Genomic DNA, 16,192 nt, shown 5'->3' with positions numbered 1-16,192 from the left:
GGGACCTGGCGGCCTCCTGGCCATGGGGCGGCACCGCGAACCCGGTGCTGCCCCTGACCGTGGTGCGGCTACGCCACGACGGGCTGCGGCAGTGGCGCGGTGAGGCGTCCGGTGCGGGCGAGGCAGGCGACCGAGGCCGCGCAGGCGAGCCCGGTCGCGGTGAGCCCTGCCCAGGGCAGCCACTGGGCGTCGTGCTGTCGGGCGAAGTCCCACAGGGCGCCGGTGGCGAGGTTGCCCAGCGTGATGCCGAGGCCGGAGACGGTGTTGTAGAGGCCGTAGTGGGTCGCGACCAGGCGGTTGCCGGACAGCGCGACGACGGTGTCCATCTCGAAGGGGTAGACGACGGCGGATCCGGCCGCCAGGAGCACCACGGCCACGATCAGGGCGGTCAGTACGGCGGTGGAGGAGCCCTGCGGGCTGAGCGCGAGGGGGACGAACGCGAGCGCCATCAGCGCCAGCCCGCGCACCAGGGCGTCGCTGGGCTGCCAGCGTTGCTTGGCCCAGCCGGTGAGCCGTAGTTGGCCGACGACGGCGACGGCCGCGGAGATGACGAACAGGCCGCTGGTCACTGTCGTGCCGTTCGCCCCGAGGGCGTCGGTCGCCGCGAGTGGCAGGGCGAGGTAGACCTGGAAGGACAGGACGTACGAGCCGATCATCGCCGCCGAGAAGAGGAGGAAGGGGCGGTTGGCGGCGACCGTTCGCCACTGGGCGGGGACGCTTTCCCGGCCGACGGCGGACGGGCCGCCGAGGTGGCCGGGAAGTGCGCGCCCTTGAACGAGGGCGAGCGCGGCGAAGACGGCCGCGGCGACTGTGCAGACCAGGCGGAAGTCCGCCGCCAGCAGGGCGAGTCCGACCAGGGGGCCGAGGAGCATGCCGGCCTGGTAGTAGACGTTGAAGGTGGCGAAGGCATCCACGCGGCGCTCACCGGCTTCGACGGCGAGGTGGGCGCGGACCGCGGGGTTGAACAGGGCGCCGGCGAAGCCGGTTGCCGCGGACGCGACGATGAGCGCGGGCAGGTTGTCGACCCAGCCGAGCAGGGCGAAGCCGACGGTGCGCAGGAGGCAGCCGGCCATGATCGGGATCTTGTGGCCGAGGCGGTCGGCGATCGTGCCGCCGATGAGGAACATCCCCTGCTGGGAGAAGTTGCGGACCCCGAGGACCAGGCCGACGGCCCAGGCGGCCAGGCCGAGCCCGCCGGAGAGGTGGGCGGCCAGGTACGGCATCAGCATGTAGAAGGCGAGGTTGATGGCGAACTGATTGGCCATCAGCAGCTGTGCGGCGGGCGGGAAGGAGCGGGTCTGCTGCCACAGGTGCTTCATCGGGCGGCTCCGGCCGCGTTGTGGCGGGCGCGGGGTGCCAGCGGGTCGGTGACGTGCGTGCAGCGGGTCCAGCGGGTCACGGTGCGTTCGCGGGGGTCGGCGATCTCGTCGGGAGCGTCGGCGGGTGGATGGCCGAGGAGGTCGTGGCTGCGGCAGTAGGTGTCGTCGAAGACCGTGCCGACGTAACGCTGGGGTCCGTCGGGGAAGACGGCGACGACGCGGTCCTCCGGCGGCAGGGTGCGGGCCAGCCAGCGGGCGACGAGGCCGACCGCCCCGACGCTCCAGCCGCCGGTCGCGTAGTGGTCGCGGGCCAGGCGGCGGGCCGCCCACACGGCCTCGGGGGCGGCGACCCAGTGGACTTCGTCGAACAGGTCGTAGGCGACGTTGCCCGGGTAGATGCTGGAGCCCAGGCCGCGCATGAGGCGGGTACCGGCGGGCTGGCCGAAGATCGTGGAGCCGGTGGTGTCGACGCCGACCACCCGCAGACGGGGGAAGTGGCCGCGCAGGACGGAGGCGATGCCCGCGGAGTGGCCGCCGGTGCCGACGGAGACGACCAGGGTGTCGATACGGCCGAGCTGGGCGAGGAGTTCGCGGGCGAGCGGGGCGTAGGCGGCGGTGTTGTCGGGGTTGTTGTACTGGTCCGGGCACCAGGAGTTGGTGTGCCGGGCCAGGAGTTCGGCGACGCGACGGCGGCGGGCTTCCTGCCAGCCGCCGTCCGGGTGGGGCGCGGTGACGAGGTCGACTTCGGCTCCGTACGCGGTGAGCAGGCCGGTCATCAGGGGTTCCATGCCGGGGTCGGTGACCACGGTGACGGGGTGGCCGTAGGTGGCACCCGCCAGGGCGAGACCGAGGCCGAGGGTGCCGGAGGTCGACTCGATGATGCGGGCGCCGGGCGGCAACTGCCCGCGTTCGCGGGCGGCCCGGACCATGTGCAGGGCGGTGCGGTCCTTGATGCCGCCGGGGTTGTGGCCTTCGAGCTTGGCCCAGAAGCCGCGCCCGGCGGCGGTGAAGGGTGGGCCGATCCACAGGACGGGCGTGTCGCCGACGAGACCGGCGGGTGTGTGCAGGGGGTGCTTGGCGTCGGGCGGCAACTGGGCCGCGGGCAGGGCCGTGTGGCGGGGTTGGTTCATGGCGTGCGTCTCCTGCGGCCGGTGCGGCGCGTTGTGAGAGCGTCTGACCAGCCGGTACGTGGGGGAGGGGAGTGGGGATGACCGGTCGCCGCGCTGCCCGGTTCGGATGGGCGCGGCGAAGTGCCGATCAGGTCCGCCACACGCCTAGGAGCGCCCGGACATGCCCGGCGGAAAGCGGGGGCTGGGCAGAGCCGGTGTCTGAGGGCGCGGTGACCGTGTGGTCGGCGCAGGGCAGGTCGGACGGCGCGTCCAGGGTCGGCTCCGCCGCAGGGTGGCCGCAGGCGCGCGGCGGCTGGGCGGTCGGCCCGTCGAGGGAGCAGCGGTGCGCCTCGGTGTCATGCGTGGGCGAGGGCTGACCGGCTGCCACCTGCTCCTGCCGGGCGTCGGCGGGGAGTTGGGCATCGGCCGTGGATGACGTGAGCAGCAGGCTGTCCGCGCGTACGGCCTCGAACGTCGCCGGGCCGTGGGCGCAGGCGAGGAGATGGAGGAGGGCGGCCAGCATCACGACGAGCGCCGCTCCGGCCCACGGCCAGGAGCGGCTGCCTCGCGTAACTGATCCGACCCGCATAGACGCGAAGCGTAACCGCATGTGTACGTATGGTGCTGGTCGGGAAATCCCGTCGCCGGGTGACTGGCGGGCGGGATTCGAGCGTTGGTGGGCCCGCCGGGACCGGGGCGGGGGTCGGCGGCCGGGCCGTTTTCCGTGTCGATGATCACCCGATCGGGTGGGGCCGGGCGCCCGGAACCCGCTTATCAGCGGCCGGACCGGTCAGTCGGCGACAGTCGTCTGCTGCGGGGCGGGGCGGTCGCGCACGCCCATCCGCAGGTGTTCCACGTGGAACAGGGCCTGGTCGAGGAGCTCGGCGACGTGGGTGTCGTGGAGGGCGTAGACGATCGAGCGTCCGTGGCGCTCGCCGGTGACCAGGCCGAGGTTGCGCAGCAGGCGCAGCTGGTGGGAGCAGGCGGAGGCTTCCATCCCGACGGCTTCCGCGAGGTCGCCCACCGAGCAGGGGCCTTCCTGGAGCCGGGCCAGGATGTACAGCCGGGAAGGGGCGGCGAGGGCCTGGAGGGTCGCGGCGACGTCGGCGGTTCCGACCGCGTCGAGACGCTCGCGTGTGGTGGCGTTGCCGGCACTGCCCGTTCCATGGCCCATGGGGGCATCGTACCGGTAACATATGAAGACCTATTCATACGTTCCTGTATGGTGAACGTGTTGCCCCCGCTGCCGCTCGGCGTCGCGGGCCACGAAGGCTCCCCCCGCCACCGTCGGCCTCAACGGCCCGCGCCTGCTGCGCGAACGTGCCTGGACCAGCCCCTCACCAAGGAAACCAAATGAGCAAGCGCACCCGCCGCGAGCGCACGGCCACCCGCTCCGCAGCGGCCGGTGCCGCACGGTGCACGGTCACCGTCTGCCGGGGATGCTGCTGCGGAACCCCGTCCAAGGTCGCCCACCTCGACCACGAAGCCCAGCTCACCGACCTGCGCACCGCGCTGTCCGGCATCGCGGCCATCCGGCGCACCGACTGCCTCGACGCGTGCGAACGCGCCAACGTCGTCGTGATCCAGCCCTCCCCCGAAGGCCGCGAGGCCGGCGGCCGGCCGGTCTGGCTCGGCCAGGTCAACGACCCCGGCGCCGCCGCCGACATCACCGCCTGGGTCCGCGCCGGCGGCCCCGGCCTGGCCCCGCCACCCGGCGTCCTCGACCTGTACGCCTTCCAACCCTCACGCCGCGTCCGCGCCGAACTCCACGACGAGTAGCCCCGCCGCACGCCCGCGTCACCCCGTGCGCACGACGGCCCCAGCGCCCATCGAGCGTACGGACGCACGCTGTTGGGAGCCGATCACCGGCCCGGTCCGTCGCCGCTGTCCGCCGTCCTGTCCCGGATAACCGTTGGCGTGCGGAGCCCCTGACCTGCTGTGCTTACCGCCGAGCGGAACGAACGCACCCCTGCGCGTCCCGCTCGACGGCAGGCAGCCGCCTGTCCGGCGCGCACGGAAGTCAACCGGCCCGGAGGTCTCATGTCCCTGCAGATGGAACTCGTCGCTATCAACCTCGACTGCCCCGACCCACTGGCTCTCGCGGCGTTCTACCAGCAGGTCACCGGCTTCGAACCGCACCCGAAGTCGGACGCCGAGTTCGCCGGTCTCAACCGTGAGGACGGCCTCTTCATCGGCTTCCAGCGCGTCGATGACTACCGGCCCCCGAGCTGGCCCGACCAGGTCGTTCCCCAGCAGCTGCACATCTGCTTCAAGGTCACGGAGAGCCTGGACGAGGCCGAGGCCCGGCTGCTGGAGCTCGGTGCGGGCAAGCCCGACCACCAGCCGCACGGGGACGAGGCCCGGGTCCTCACCGACCCCGCCGGGCATCCGTTCTGCATCCTCACGCGCTGACGGGCGTGCTCGCGCGGGACGTCCGGCGCCTCCCCGAGGAGGTCAGCCGGCGGAGGTGAAGTGGTCCCGGTGGTTCCTCAGCCAGGTGGTGAAGTCCTGGAGGCCGGGGTGGAGCGAGCGGACCGCGTCGAGGTCGCGGGCGGCGACGAAGCGGGCCTCGCAGTCGGCGTAGAACTGGAACATGTTGCCCGCCTCGTCCGCGCCGGGGAACCCCAGGGCCCGGAAGGCGTCCGGGGCGAGCGGGCGGTAGCGCACCGGACGCCCCAGCACCTCGGTCATCCGGGCGGCCATGTCGGTGAGGGTCAGATGCTCGCCCGCGATGCTCACCGTCGCGCCGATGTAGTCCGTACCGCCCTTGAACAGGGCGTACGCGACCTGGCCGATGTCCTGCACCCCGATGCCCGACAGCTTCTTGTCGCCCAGGGGGAAGATGAACTCCAGCGCGCCGTCCTCGGTGGGCTGCGGTGCGAACGCCCCGTAGAGGTTCTCCCAGTAGAACGTGGTCCGCAGGAACGTGACCGGGACGCCGGCGTCGAGGAAGAACTGGTCCGCCTCCGCCTTGCCGTCGAAGTGCGGCACCTTGAACCTGCCCTGGAGGGTGGGCATCCGCCCGTCCTCCAGCGGAATGCACTCCCGGGTGTCCTCCAGCGTCGACCACACCGCGTGCTGAACCCCGGCGTGCCCGGCGGCCCGCGCCAGCGCCGCCGCCTGCGCCTGTTCGTGGGCGGCGTCCATGTCCTCCCAGAAGTTGGTCACGAGATACGCCCCGTACGCGCCCTCCAGCGCGGGTGCCAGGGAGTCCGCGTCGTCCAGGTCGGCCCGGACCAGCTGCGCCCCGAGGCGCTCCAGTTCCCGGGCGGCGTCCGAGTCCGGTCGGCGGGTCACCGCGCGCACGGCGAACTCGCTGTCCGGGTCCTCCAGGATCGCCCGTGCCAGTGACCCGCCCTGCTGCCCGGTCGCACCGAAGACCGCGACGATCCGCTTGCCGTCCATGAACACCCTCTCCCGAATCCGCATCCCCGCACCGGACCGGGAGGACGCGATGCGAACCTACGGCGCGGGGAGCGCTCCGGGCCGGGCCGTACCGGTCGACACGCGGGTCGGCCCCCGAGCGGAGCAGGCCCGCGGCCGACGGCGGGAGGGTCCGTCCAGGGTGTGTTGGTCCGGCGATCACGGGATGGGGTGGTCGCGCCGGGCGTCGGCTGACGACACGCGTCGGCCGACGCCCGGACGCTCGACCCGGACGAAACCGTTCAGTTGCAGGAGGAGAGGGCGCCGAGCGTGTTGCCGTGGGAGTAGTCCCAGTCGACGAACCCCGCGCAGGTGGCGTTCCTGCTGCCCGTCCACCAGGTGAACGTGAACGCCGCGGTGTAGCTCTCGGTGCCCGAGGTCGCGACGGGGGTGTAGCCGGACTCCCACCACGTGGCACCGTTCGGGGGACCGGCCTTCGGGCCCGTTCCGCCGTCCCGGGCGATGCCGATCCATCCGGTGTGCGCCTGCTGCGACACCCAGAGGTCGTTGAAGTGCAGCTCGGCGTAGGCGGAGCGGGTGCAGGAGTTGAAGCCCTGGATGAAGTCGCCGATGTTGTAGCCGTTGATGGAGAGGTGCTGGCCCGGACCCACTGCCCTCTTGCAGTCGTCGGCGGCGGCCGGCCCACTGGCGAATCCCGTCAGTCCGGCGCCGAGGGCCAGGGCGGAGAGGGCGAGGGTGGCCTTCCTTCCGGTGCTGATGACTCCATGACGCAGCTTCATATCTGTCCAATCCGGTGTCGGTGTCCGAGCCGGGCGACGCCCGCCGCTGGGTGTTCCGCGGGGCGGGGTACGTACGCACATCGGCGTGGTTGCGGCGGGGTGTGAGAGGCCGGCCGTGCATCGGAAACCTACTGCCCTGCACCCTGTCCAACCTGGAGTTTGGACGGACTTGGACAGTCTCGGACGGGGCGGCGCCTGCGGGACGCGGGACGCGGGACATGGGACGTGGGACGCGCGTGCGGCGTCGCGGCCCGCCCGGTCCGCGGCGCCAGTCGGCTGGTGCCGACAGCCACCGGGCTTCGGCCGCGCGCCCGGGACGCGGACGTTCCGGGCGCGGCGCCCGGAGGCTCAGCGGGTGGTGTAACCGCCGTTGGCGAAGAGGGTCTGGCCGGTGATCCACCAGCCCTCGGTGGCCAGGAAGGTGACGATCGGCGCGATGTCCTCGATCTTCGTCAACTGGCCGCCCATCGCCTGGGACTTGTGGAAGGCGACGCGCTCCGGCGTCTCCTGGCCGTAGAAGAACGGGGTGTCCATCGGGCCCGGCGCGATGTTGTTGACCGAGATGCCGCGGGCGGCGAACTCCTTGGCCGCGGCCCGGGTGTAGTGCTCGACGGGCGCCTTGGCACCGGCGTACGTGGAGTAGCCGTCGGTGAAGGCGGCCAGCAGGGACGTCACGACGGTGATGACCTTGCCGCCGTCGTTGAGCCGCTTGCCCGCCTCGCGGATGAAGAAGTACGCGGCCTTGGCGTTCACCGCGTGCATGACGTCGTACTCGGCCTCGGTGGTCTCCACGATCGGCTTGCGCAGGACCATGCCCGCGGTGTTCACGGCGACGTCGATGCCGCCGAAGGTCTCCTGCGCGACGGCGAAGACCCGCTCCACGTCGGCGGTCTGCGTCAGGTCGCCCTGGACGGCGACCGCCTCGCCGCCGGCCGCCTTGACCGCCGCGACGGTCGCCTCGGCGTCCGGTGCGGTGGCGTCGGAGTGGTAGTGCACGACGACCTTGGCGCCGTCCGCGCCCGCGTTGCGGCTGATCAGCCCGCCGAGGTTCTTCGCACCGGCACCGACCAGGACGACCTTGCCCGCCAGGGAGTGGTTGCTGCTCATGATCTACGGCTCCTCGCCAGATGAGGGGGTGTGTCCCCGACTCGGGGGACGTTCGCCGGATCACTGTCCGTCGCGGAGGACGTCCGGGGCTTGAACAATCCGACGGCCCCTGGAACGAACCGCTCACCGTCTCCTCCGGCACTCCGGACGGGGGCTTCGCGCGTTCGGCATTCCTCACCCGGGTGGACCAGAATCGACGTATGGCGACACCCTCGGCATCCGCGACACCCCAGCCACCCGCAGCGCCCCCGCGGTCCGCGACGGCGGCGTCGTTGATCAAGCCCCACCTGGTCCGCCTCTCCGGCAGCGCCGCCGACCTGGACGAGGGCGTGGTCGAGCGCGGTCTGGAACGGGCCGACGGCGGAGCCGAGGGCGCGGACGGTCCGACCCGGCACGTCGTGGTGGTGCACACCGGCGGCTCCGCCGACCTCAGCTGGACCGCCGACGGCCGCCCCCGGCGCGAGCGCTTCCACCGCGGACAGGCGCTGGTCAACCCGGCCGGCTGGGCGTCCCGGCCGCGCTGGGAGCAGGATGCCGAGCTGATGCTGGTCGCCCTCGAACCGGCCTGGCTGGAGAAGCTCGCCACCGAGAGCGACCTGCCCGGCCCGCTGGAGCTGGCCCCGCGCTACCACCTGACCGACCCGTTCCTGGGCATGCTGGTCGAGCGCCTGGTCGCCGAGTACGAGGGGCCGCTGCCCGCCGATCCGCTGTACGCCCAGTCGATGCTGCAGGCGCTGGCGGCCCACCTGATCCGCACCGCCGCGACCCGCGGGCCGCGCCTGCCCGAGCGCGAGGGCGGGCTCACGCCGAAGAGGCTGAACCGCGTCGTGGACCACATGAACGGCTACCTGGACGGGCGGCTCTCGCTGACCGAGCTCGCCGCCGTGGCGGGGGTCAGCCCGTCACACTTCACCCGGGCCTTCCGCGCGTCCACCGGCCAGTCCCCGCACCAGTACCTGGTCCGGCTGCGCCTGGAACGCGCCCGTCGCGCCCTGCTCACCACGGACACTCCGATCGCCACGATCGCCCAGCTGTGCGGCTTCGCCGACCAGAGCCACCTGACCCGCACCATGCGCCTGCACACCGGACTCACCCCGGCGGGGCTGCGCGCGGGCCGGTAACCCTGGGGCACGGGACCGGCGGGGGCAGCGGGGGAGAGGCAGCCGAAGCACCGGGACGGCCGGGCCCCGGAACGGCCGGAGCGGCGTCCGCCCATCAGGCGAGTCACCGCGGAGATACGGCGGGTTGTCCGCGTATGCGTCCTCCCCGGCCCGCGCACTCATGCCCCCGAACAATCCGCCCACACCACCCCAATGGCATGATCGATCCTCGGCACACCCGTGGCGCACTCGCGAAGTCGCGACGCGTGGGCCACTCCTGATCCGCTGACCCGGCATCCAACACATCGGCCAAAGCATTGATATCCAGAGATCCCATAGCCCCGACAGACCAGGTAGAACCGGTGGACCCGCGCGGGTCCTCGCGAAGAGACCACGCGACCAGGTCCGCCCCGTGGCGTCGGCCCCGCACGATCCTGTGGGCCGCGGCGGCTGTGGTGGCCCTGGGGTTCCTCATCGGTGTGGAGGTGGTCGCGCGCCGGTACGCCGGTGCGTCGGGGCCGATCACCCTCCAGACGCGGGAGCTGATCCTCCCGCCGAAGCCGGGGCCGCTCTACGGCGGGCTCGCGCTGATGATGGTGGTGCTCACCTGGCGGCAGAGGTTCATCGCGCTCGGTTCCGCGATCGCCATCGACGTCGTCTTCGTCCTGGGGCGGTGGGCGGCCGGGGTCGAGGTGCCCGAGGGGCAGGCGTTCGGCAACGGCGCGCTGTGGGTGATGCTCGGATGCGCCGTCTTCGCGTTCGTGCGGCGCACCGGCCAGGAGCGGTTGCTGCTCCTGAAGGGCGTCGGGCTGGGGCTGCTGCTCGTGACCGGGCGCAAGACCGGTGACGCGTGGCTGGCGATCACCTCCCAGACCCGCCCGACCGTGCTCGACCCCTATGTGGCCATGGCCGATCACGCACTGGGCAATCCGTCGTGGCTGGTGGGCCGGGTCGTCGAGGCCAGCGGCTCGGCCGGCTCGCTCCTCCTGCACTTCGTCTACGGCGAGCTCGCCGTGGCGGCGGTCGTCGTCGCCCTGTACCAGCTGCGGAAGGTGTCGGCCGAGCGCCGGTTCCCGCGCCACCACCTGGTGCGCACCTTCCTGCTGATCGGTCTTCTCGGACCGGCGTTCTACATGATCTTCCCGGTGGTCGGGCCGGTCTTCGCGTACGGCCCGGGTGCCTCCGGCACCGGCGGTGTGGAGTGGGCGGTGGCCAACCTGTGGCCGCACACGACGCCGCCGGTCACCCTCCCGCACCCGGTGCCGTACGACGGGATCACCCCGCGCAACTGCATGCCCAGCCTGCATACGGCGTGGGCCACCGCGATCTTCATCCACACCCGCAAGGGCCCCCGGACGCTGCGGTACGCGGGGACGTTCTGGCTGGTCGCGACGTTGATCGCCACGTTGGGCTTCGGCTACCACTACGGCGTGGACCTCGTCGCCGGTGTGGTGTTCGCGCTGACCACAGAGATGGCCCTGCGGACCTTCGACCGCGGCTGGGACCGGTCGGGAATGCGGTTCGTCGGGTGGGGGACGGCCGTCTTCTCCGCGCTTCTGCTGTCCTACCGCTATCTGTCCATGGAGATGGCCGAGCACCGGTGGGTGGCCGGACCTCTCGTTCTCCTGGCGCTGGCCTCCGTGATCTACGGCTATCTGCGGACCACCAGGAAGTGGGCATCGGACGTCGTGCCGTTCCCCCGGCAGACACGACGCCCCGAGGCGGAAGCCGCAGCAGGTCCCGACGCCGCACCCGAGGCCGCGCCCGAACTGGTCTGAGCCGCCCGCTCCGGCCGCCCGCCCCGCCCCGTATCCCCGCATATGCGCATACCGGGCCCGGGGCGGGCGGCCGGAGATCGGCGAATTCACCGAGTTGCCTGTCATGAGCCGGACAATCAGGCATCCTCGTCGTACGCGCTGTGCAGCGAGGAAGGTGACCACGCCGTGAACAGATCCGCCATGCCCCGGCCCGGCCGGGGCCGCAGCCGGACCGGCCTCGTGCTGGGTGCCGTCCTGGCGTCGGCCGCCCTGTCCGTCTCACCGGTGCGCGCGGCGGCACCCGGCGACACGGCCTCCGGCTCGCGTCCGGCGGCCGACCGCACCGCCTGCCCCGTGGTCTACTTCGACCTCGGCGAAACCCTCGTCCACACCGCCGACGACGGCAGCATCGGCTACCGGCCCGGCGCCGCCTCGTATCTGCGCGCCCTGCGCGAGCGGCACGTCCGGATCGGACTGATCACCAACGTGCCGCCCGCCTGGGGCGCGACCGACGCCGAGCGCGCGGCCAGGCTGAAGCAGGAGGTCGACTCGGCCTGGACGGGCTCGGCGCCCTTCGCCTGGGCGGACTTCGGGGACCGGATCCTGACTCCCCGCACCGAGGCGGAACGCAAGCCCGCACCGGTCCTCTGGCAGCGCGCCAAGGCCGGCTCGGGCGGCTGCCGGGTCGTCTATCAGGCGGAGACGGCGGAGGAGGTCCAGGTGGCCGCCTCGGTCGGCTTCGTGCCGTACCAGGTGGGGCGGCCCCAGTGGCCCGGCTTCCTGCCCGTCGGGATCGTCGAACTCCTCGGCCGCCGGTCACACTGAGGGCCCGACGCGTCCGCGCCCGGATGCCCTATCGCCGCCTGCCACCGCCCGTCAGCCGGTCCGCGTCCCCGGCCACGCGGTCCGCCTCGGGGACCGGCCGCTTGCCCGTGGCCGCCACCCCGCGCAGCGCCAGCTGCACCGCGCCCATCAGCACCACCGTCGCCAGCGCGCTGTGCCACAGCAGCCGGTCCAGGTGGCCCGCCGAAACGTACGCGCCGACCGCGACCGCCGCCAGGGCGCACACCGCGCGGTCCACGATGCTCTCGATCGACAGCAGCGTGGCGCGCGGGGCGTCGACGGGCACCGCGTCGTTCACCAGCTTGCGCTGGACCGGATAGGCGAAGCCGGTCGCCGCCGCGAACAGGCAGAGCAGGGCGATCACCGCCCACGGGCCGCCCAGCGTCATCGCCGCCAGCGTTCCCGCCAGCGCCAGGCTGAGGAGCGACACCCAGGCGACCGGGGGCAGGCGCCGGCTCAGCCACTGGGGGCGGGCCGAGCCCACCGCTTCCGCCACCGTCATCGCGGCCAGCACACCGCCCGAGGACGCGTCGCCGATGCCGTGGTGCAGCAGGATCGGCTGGAAGAGGTTGACCTGGCAGATCCGGGACAGCGTGAACACCGCCACGCCCTGCACCATCAGCAGGGCCAGCCACGGCGAGGAGGCGACGCAGCGCAGCGCGGCGCCCGCGTCCCGCAGGAAGGCGCCCCCTGTGCGCCCGCCGCCCGGCCCCGCCGCGCCGGGGACGAGCCTCGGCAGCGCCACCGCGCAGGCCAGCGAGCCCGCCGCGCTGGCCGCGCTGAGCACGTACGGGGCCGCGTGCGCCACCGCCATCAGGGGGCCGACCAGCGGCCAGCACACCACCTTGGCCGCCAGCCCGAGGGCCCGCGCGGTGCCCTCCGCCTTCAGGTAGTGCTCGCCGCACTTCTCCGCCCGCAGCCCGTCGTACAGATAGGCGCTCGCGGCCCCGGAGGTCAGCGAGCGGCCCAGCGCGATGGCCAGGAAGTGGACGAGGAAACCGGTGTACGAGGCGCTCAGCACCGGTGCCAGGTTCGCCGCCGTCATCACCACCGCTCCGGCCCGCAGGCAGTTGCGGGTGCCGATGCGGTCGGCGATCAGCCCGGTGGGGATCTCGAACAGGCAGAACGCCACGTAGTAGATGCTCTGGATGCCGAAGATCTGGCTGTCCGAGAGCCCGGCCTCCTTCTGGTACGCGTAGAAGACCGGCATCCACCACAACAGGTTGAACAGGAGCTGGAAGCCGTAGTTGAGGCGGATGATCCGGCGGGCCCTGTGGGTGAGACCGGGGGGCGCCACGCCGGTGCGCGCGTCCGCGGGGCCCGGGCTCACAGCGCGTACGGGCGGATCTGGACCAGCCGGAAGTCGCCCCGCTCGGTCATCAGCCACTCGATGTCCAGCGGCTGGTCCACGTCCGCCGCGCTGAAGTGGGACTGCAGCAGCCGGCCGGTCAGGGAGAGGTCCGCGAGCCGGGCCCGGGTCGCGGCGGGCAGGCCGTCGCCCCAGGATCCCAGGGCGACCGTGCGCCCGCCGCCCTCCACCGTGTTGTACAGGTACTGCTGCGGCAGGACCGTGCCCTCGACCACCCGCTCGGGGGAGCCGGGGGAGCAGTTGAGGTAGACGTTGCGGAAGTCCTCGCGCCGGGTCGGGTCGCAGGTGACCAGGACACCGCCGAGGGAGGCGGGCACGTACTCCTGGATGATCACGCCCATGTAGGTGTCGTCCAGGGAGATGCCCACCTGGTGGCGCAGCCGCACGCTGCGGGGCGACACCAGGGAGGCCCACACCTGGCGCACCGCGTCGAGGAGTTCGGCCGTGCCGTGGACCGTGGTGACGGAGTCGTACACGCCCGCCGCCGAGAAGCCCGGCAGGTCCTCGGCGTTGGAGGAGGAGCGCACCACCAGGCGCCCCTGCGCGGCGGGCGGTGCGGGGAACGCCTGGCTGATCCGGCGGGTGACGGACTCGGGCACGGGAGTGTGCCGGATCAGCTGCTGGAGTTGCAGGCAGAGCGGGTCCAGGACCTCGGTGGCGTCCAGTTCGAGGGCCATCTTGAGTTTGCCGATGCCCTGCTGGATCGCGGGCGAGGAGGCCAGGAAGTGCTGCTGGAGCGCGAAGGGCAGGGCCACTCCCTCCGGGGCGGCGACCGTGGACGACACGAAGTCGGCCGCTGTGGCGCGGAGTTCGGGGGTGGTCGGCGCGTCGAGGCCGAGGCGGGTGGCGAGGTGGCCGTAGAGGTCCTCGCGCGGCGGGCGGGGGCGGCCGTAGAACGCCGTCAGGTCGGCCGTGCGGCTGTCCAGGACGTGGTGCAGCTCGCCGAGGTTGGCCGCCTTGGTGCCGTAGCGGTCGCTGTCCGCCGCGCGCAGACGGTGCAGGGACAGGACGGGGGTGTCCTCCAGCAGCGGCGGTTCCAGGCGGATGCGCTGCTGGTGCCAGGCCGGGGCCCGCAGGACCGGCTCCTGCTCCAGGCGCTCCAGGCGGATCTCGTCCTCGCCCACCCGGTAGCGCACCCAGGCGCCGTCCAGGCCGTCCTTCTCGACGAGCTGCTCCAGGTCGCGCACGATCGCGTTGGGTATGCCCCAGCCGGAGGCCAGCACGTTGGTGTGGGAGAGCGGCGTGATCGGGGCGGTGTTGAGGAATCCGGCCACCCGGGGGATGTCGTCCGGCAGGCACGGCATGGCCACGATGTCCGCCCACCCGGGTGCGGTCCCGGCAGCCGCGTACTCCTCGTTCGTACGGAAGAACCGCAGCCGTCCGGTGGCCTCGCCCGGGTTGAGCGGGGTCCGGGTGCGGGTGCCGAAGAGCTCGTGGCTCAGGACGCGCGGCACGAGGCGGTCGCTGATCGCCGCCAGCTCCTCCTCCTGGCCGTGGTTGGCGGGCTTGAGCAGCACCGGGAGCCGCCCGTCGACCCGTTCACGCACGAACTCGTAGAAGAACGTGAGGAGTTCGCCGCTCATGGTGTCGGCCTCGGTCGTCTCCAGGACGAGGAAGGTGCGCTCGCGGTCCTCCGCGTCCCGGTCGGTGTGCAGGGAGAGCACGCCCAGCAGGAAGCGGCGGTCGGGGTCCATGTAGACGGAGGCGTTGAAGGCGTCCAGCTCCGCGTCGAGCGCGGCGAGCTCCATGCCGAGGACGCGGGTGGCGACGTAGTCGACGTGGAAGGGGTGCGCGGCCGTGTCCAGCAAGTGCCAGGTGTCCTCGGCGCGGTCGACGACCACCTTCAGGTAGGGGTGGCCGGCCAGGACGCCGGAGAGGGTACGGAAGAGCGGCAGGGAGAGGTTCTCGCCGACGACGGTGCGGTCGGTGGCCGCGTCGGCGGTGCCGGTGAGGAGCCGGGCGGTCATACGGAGACCTCCTCGGGCCGGGCGGCGGGCAGCACCTTCGGCAGGGCGTCCACCAGCGTCTCGAAGTCGCGGAGCACGGTGCGCGGGTCGGTGGCGGACAGCAGGCACAGGGCCGCCATGGTGTTGGCGCCCCCGGCCGGGTCGTAGACCGGCACGACGCCGCCGTCGGCGAGCGAGCTCTCCGCGACCACCGACAGCTCACTGCCCCGGCTGAGCGGCACGTCCGCGCGGACCACGGGGAAGTCCCACACCCTGCGCTCCCGCCACGCCCGGCCGTGGCCGTCGACCGCGAGGACGACGAGGGAACCCGCCGCGCCGCGCGCCTGCGCCGGGCCGAGGGCCTGTTGCGGCCAGTCGACCGGGCGGCCCAGCAGATGGTCGACGAGCATGCCGACGAGGTCGAGCCCGAAGACGTCCTCGATCTGCGGGACCGTCATCGCGCCGCCGAACCGGGCGGCCGTCTCGATCAGCCACATCCGGCCGTCCGCGCCGAGCTTGATCTCGGTGTGCGTGCCGCAGTCGCGCAGCCCCAGGGCGTCGACGGCTTCGCGCGCGAGCGCCACGACCCGCTCCTGGGCGTCGGGGGAGAGCGGGGCGGGCGTGATGCCCGCGCGTTCGGTGAACGGCTCGACCGTGGGCATCCGGCCGCTGAGGCAGACCGGGTGGAAGGTGCCGTCCGCGACGACGCCCTCGACGCTGACGTAGTCGCCCCAGCCGGGCTCGTCGAACCAGTGCGAGGCGGTGCCGGTCACGATCTGCTCCACCACGAAGTGCCCCTGGGCCTCTGCCACATGCAGTTCCGCATACCCCAACTGCGCGGATTCGGCCATCACGTCGCGCGAGCGGCGCCAGGCGGCGGAGACCTCGTACGGGGAGCGGATGACCTGGTGGGCGGTGGAGCCGGCGCTCCAGGCCGCCTTCAGGAGCAGCGGGAAGGGCAGCACGGCCGCCGCCTCGTACAGGTCCGCCTCCGTGGCGACGGAGCGGAACTCGGGCTGCGGCAGGCGGTGTTCGCGCCAGGTGCGCCGCATCAGCCGCTTGTCACGGGCGAGCGCGGCGGCGCCGCCGGGCCCCGCGAGTCCCAGCGCCCGGCACGCCTCGGCGACGGCCACGACCGCGTACTCGGAGAAGGTGAGCACCGCGTCCGCGCCCACCGCCCGGGCCCGCGAGACGATCAGGGAGACCAGGTCGCGGCGCTGTGCGTCGTCGGGCGTCACGACCGAGGCGCACAGTCTGCGGGCGGAGTCCGCCACCACGGGAGGAAGAGCGCTGAGCGCCAGCAGGTGCACGTCCGCCCGCGCGGCCGTCCGGGAGAGGACGTGACCGAGCGGCGGACCACCCTTGGCATGTACTAACAGCACCTTGCTCACTGAAGTTCGTCTCCATTCGTCCGTGAAGGTCCAAGGGCCGTACGCGCGGTACAGGTCATACGCGTGGAGCGTGTCGTCGCGTCGTACG

The 16,192-nt window shown here is 72.8% G+C and carries 15 protein-coding genes; 5 read left to right on the top strand and 10 right to left on the bottom strand.

The genetic code is table 11. The features are described from left to right. Positions 1 to 68: 68 nt before the first annotated feature. The 4 genes from AB5J87_RS00905 to AB5J87_RS00890 all read right to left on the bottom strand — a co-directional run bounded on the left by AB5J87_RS00905 (position 69) and on the right by AB5J87_RS00890 (position 3,602). Entirely contained in the window at positions 69 to 1,319 is a 1,251-nt protein-coding gene (locus AB5J87_RS00905; protein WP_369372762.1) for an MFS transporter, read from the bottom strand. After that, complete coding sequence (locus AB5J87_RS00900) at positions 1,316 to 2,449, bottom strand: PLP-dependent cysteine synthase family protein (RefSeq protein ID WP_369372760.1); 1,134 nt, start codon at positions 2,447 to 2,449, stop codon at positions 1,316 to 1,318. Before AB5J87_RS00900 ends, AB5J87_RS00905 begins: the two co-directional genes overlap by 4 nt. 127 nt (positions 2,450 to 2,576) lie before the next feature. Continuing rightward, positions 2,577 to 3,038: a hypothetical protein gene (locus AB5J87_RS00895; protein ID WP_369372758.1), complete on the bottom strand. Its 462-nt coding sequence runs from the start codon at positions 3,036 to 3,038 to the stop codon at positions 2,577 to 2,579. A gap of 180 nt (positions 3,039 to 3,218) precedes the next feature. Next, positions 3,219 to 3,602, bottom strand: a complete 384-nt coding sequence (locus AB5J87_RS00890; protein ID WP_369372756.1) for an ArsR/SmtB family transcription factor — start codon at positions 3,600 to 3,602, stop codon at positions 3,219 to 3,221. Between the two features lie 179 nt (positions 3,603 to 3,781). Here AB5J87_RS00890 and AB5J87_RS00885 point away from each other — a divergent pair, with 179 nt between their 5' ends. Beyond that, a complete protein-coding gene (locus AB5J87_RS00885; protein WP_369372754.1) occupies positions 3,782 to 4,207 on the top strand; it encodes a (2Fe-2S) ferredoxin domain-containing protein in 426 nt (141 codons plus the stop codon). A gap of 261 nt (positions 4,208 to 4,468) precedes the next feature. Next, positions 4,469 to 4,840 carry a VOC family protein gene (locus AB5J87_RS00880; RefSeq protein WP_369372752.1) on the top strand — a complete coding sequence of 124 codons (372 nt, stop codon included), beginning with the start codon at positions 4,469 to 4,471 and terminating at the stop codon, positions 4,838 to 4,840. Positions 4,841 to 4,882: 42 nt separating this feature from the next. On the opposite strand, the gene AB5J87_RS00875 is transcribed toward AB5J87_RS00880, so the two are convergent. The 3 genes from AB5J87_RS00875 to AB5J87_RS00865 all read right to left on the bottom strand — a co-directional run bounded on the left by AB5J87_RS00875 (position 4,883) and on the right by AB5J87_RS00865 (position 7,698). Beyond that, positions 4,883 to 5,857: an NmrA/HSCARG family protein gene (locus AB5J87_RS00875; RefSeq protein ID WP_369372750.1), complete on the bottom strand. Its 975-nt coding sequence runs from the start codon at positions 5,855 to 5,857 to the stop codon at positions 4,883 to 4,885. Positions 5,858 to 6,093: 236 nt separating this feature from the next. Beyond that, a complete protein-coding gene (locus AB5J87_RS00870; protein ID WP_369372748.1) occupies positions 6,094 to 6,591 on the bottom strand; it encodes a hypothetical protein in 498 nt (165 codons plus the stop codon). A 348-nt stretch (positions 6,592 to 6,939) separates the two neighbouring features. Continuing rightward, the gene (locus AB5J87_RS00865; RefSeq protein ID WP_369372746.1) at positions 6,940 to 7,698 is read right to left on the bottom strand and encodes an SDR family oxidoreductase; all 759 of its coding nucleotides are present in this window, start codon (positions 7,696 to 7,698) and stop codon (positions 6,940 to 6,942) included. Positions 7,699 to 7,970: 272 nt separating this feature from the next. On the opposite strand from AB5J87_RS00865, the gene AB5J87_RS00860 reads away from it, so the two are divergent. The 3 genes from AB5J87_RS00860 (at position 7,971) to AB5J87_RS00850 (ending at position 11,380) form a co-directional block, all read left to right on the top strand. Further along, positions 7,971 to 8,819: a helix-turn-helix domain-containing protein gene (locus AB5J87_RS00860; RefSeq protein WP_369372744.1), complete on the top strand. Its 849-nt coding sequence runs from the start codon at positions 7,971 to 7,973 to the stop codon at positions 8,817 to 8,819. Between the two features lie 410 nt (positions 8,820 to 9,229). Next, positions 9,230 to 10,576 (top strand): phosphatase PAP2 family protein, encoded by a 1,347-nt coding sequence (locus AB5J87_RS00855; protein WP_369383319.1) that lies wholly within the window; start codon positions 9,230 to 9,232, stop codon positions 10,574 to 10,576. 165 nt (positions 10,577 to 10,741) lie between these two features. Continuing rightward, a complete protein-coding gene (locus AB5J87_RS00850) occupies positions 10,742 to 11,380 on the top strand; it encodes a hypothetical protein (RefSeq protein ID WP_369372742.1) in 639 nt (212 codons plus the stop codon). Positions 11,381 to 11,408: 28 nt separating this feature from the next. Here the strand turns inward: AB5J87_RS00850 and AB5J87_RS00845 are convergent, their stop codons facing one another. Genes AB5J87_RS00845 through AB5J87_RS00835 form a run of 3 tightly spaced genes read right to left on the bottom strand, consistent with a single transcriptional unit; the run spans position 11,409 to position 16,104 of the window. Then, positions 11,409 to 12,728: an MFS transporter gene (locus AB5J87_RS00845; protein WP_369372740.1), complete on the bottom strand. Its 1,320-nt coding sequence runs from the start codon at positions 12,726 to 12,728 to the stop codon at positions 11,409 to 11,411. After that, positions 12,725 to 14,734 (bottom strand): PEP/pyruvate-binding domain-containing protein, encoded by a 2,010-nt coding sequence (locus AB5J87_RS00840; RefSeq protein ID WP_369372738.1) that lies wholly within the window; start codon positions 14,732 to 14,734, stop codon positions 12,725 to 12,727. Before AB5J87_RS00840 ends, AB5J87_RS00845 begins: the two co-directional genes overlap by 4 nt. Then, entirely contained in the window at positions 14,731 to 16,104 is a 1,374-nt protein-coding gene (locus AB5J87_RS00835) for an acetyl-CoA carboxylase biotin carboxylase subunit family protein (protein ID WP_369372736.1), read from the bottom strand. The genes AB5J87_RS00840 and AB5J87_RS00835 overlap by 4 nt, the downstream gene beginning before the upstream one ends. Positions 16,105 to 16,192 lie beyond the last annotated feature (88 nt).

The organism is Streptomyces sp. cg36, assembly GCF_041080675.1.
GTDB lineage: Bacteria > Actinomycetota > Actinomycetes > Streptomycetales > Streptomycetaceae > Streptomyces.
Note: the sequence above shows the minus strand (reverse complement) of the source record. Positions and strands in the feature narration are given on the sequence as shown.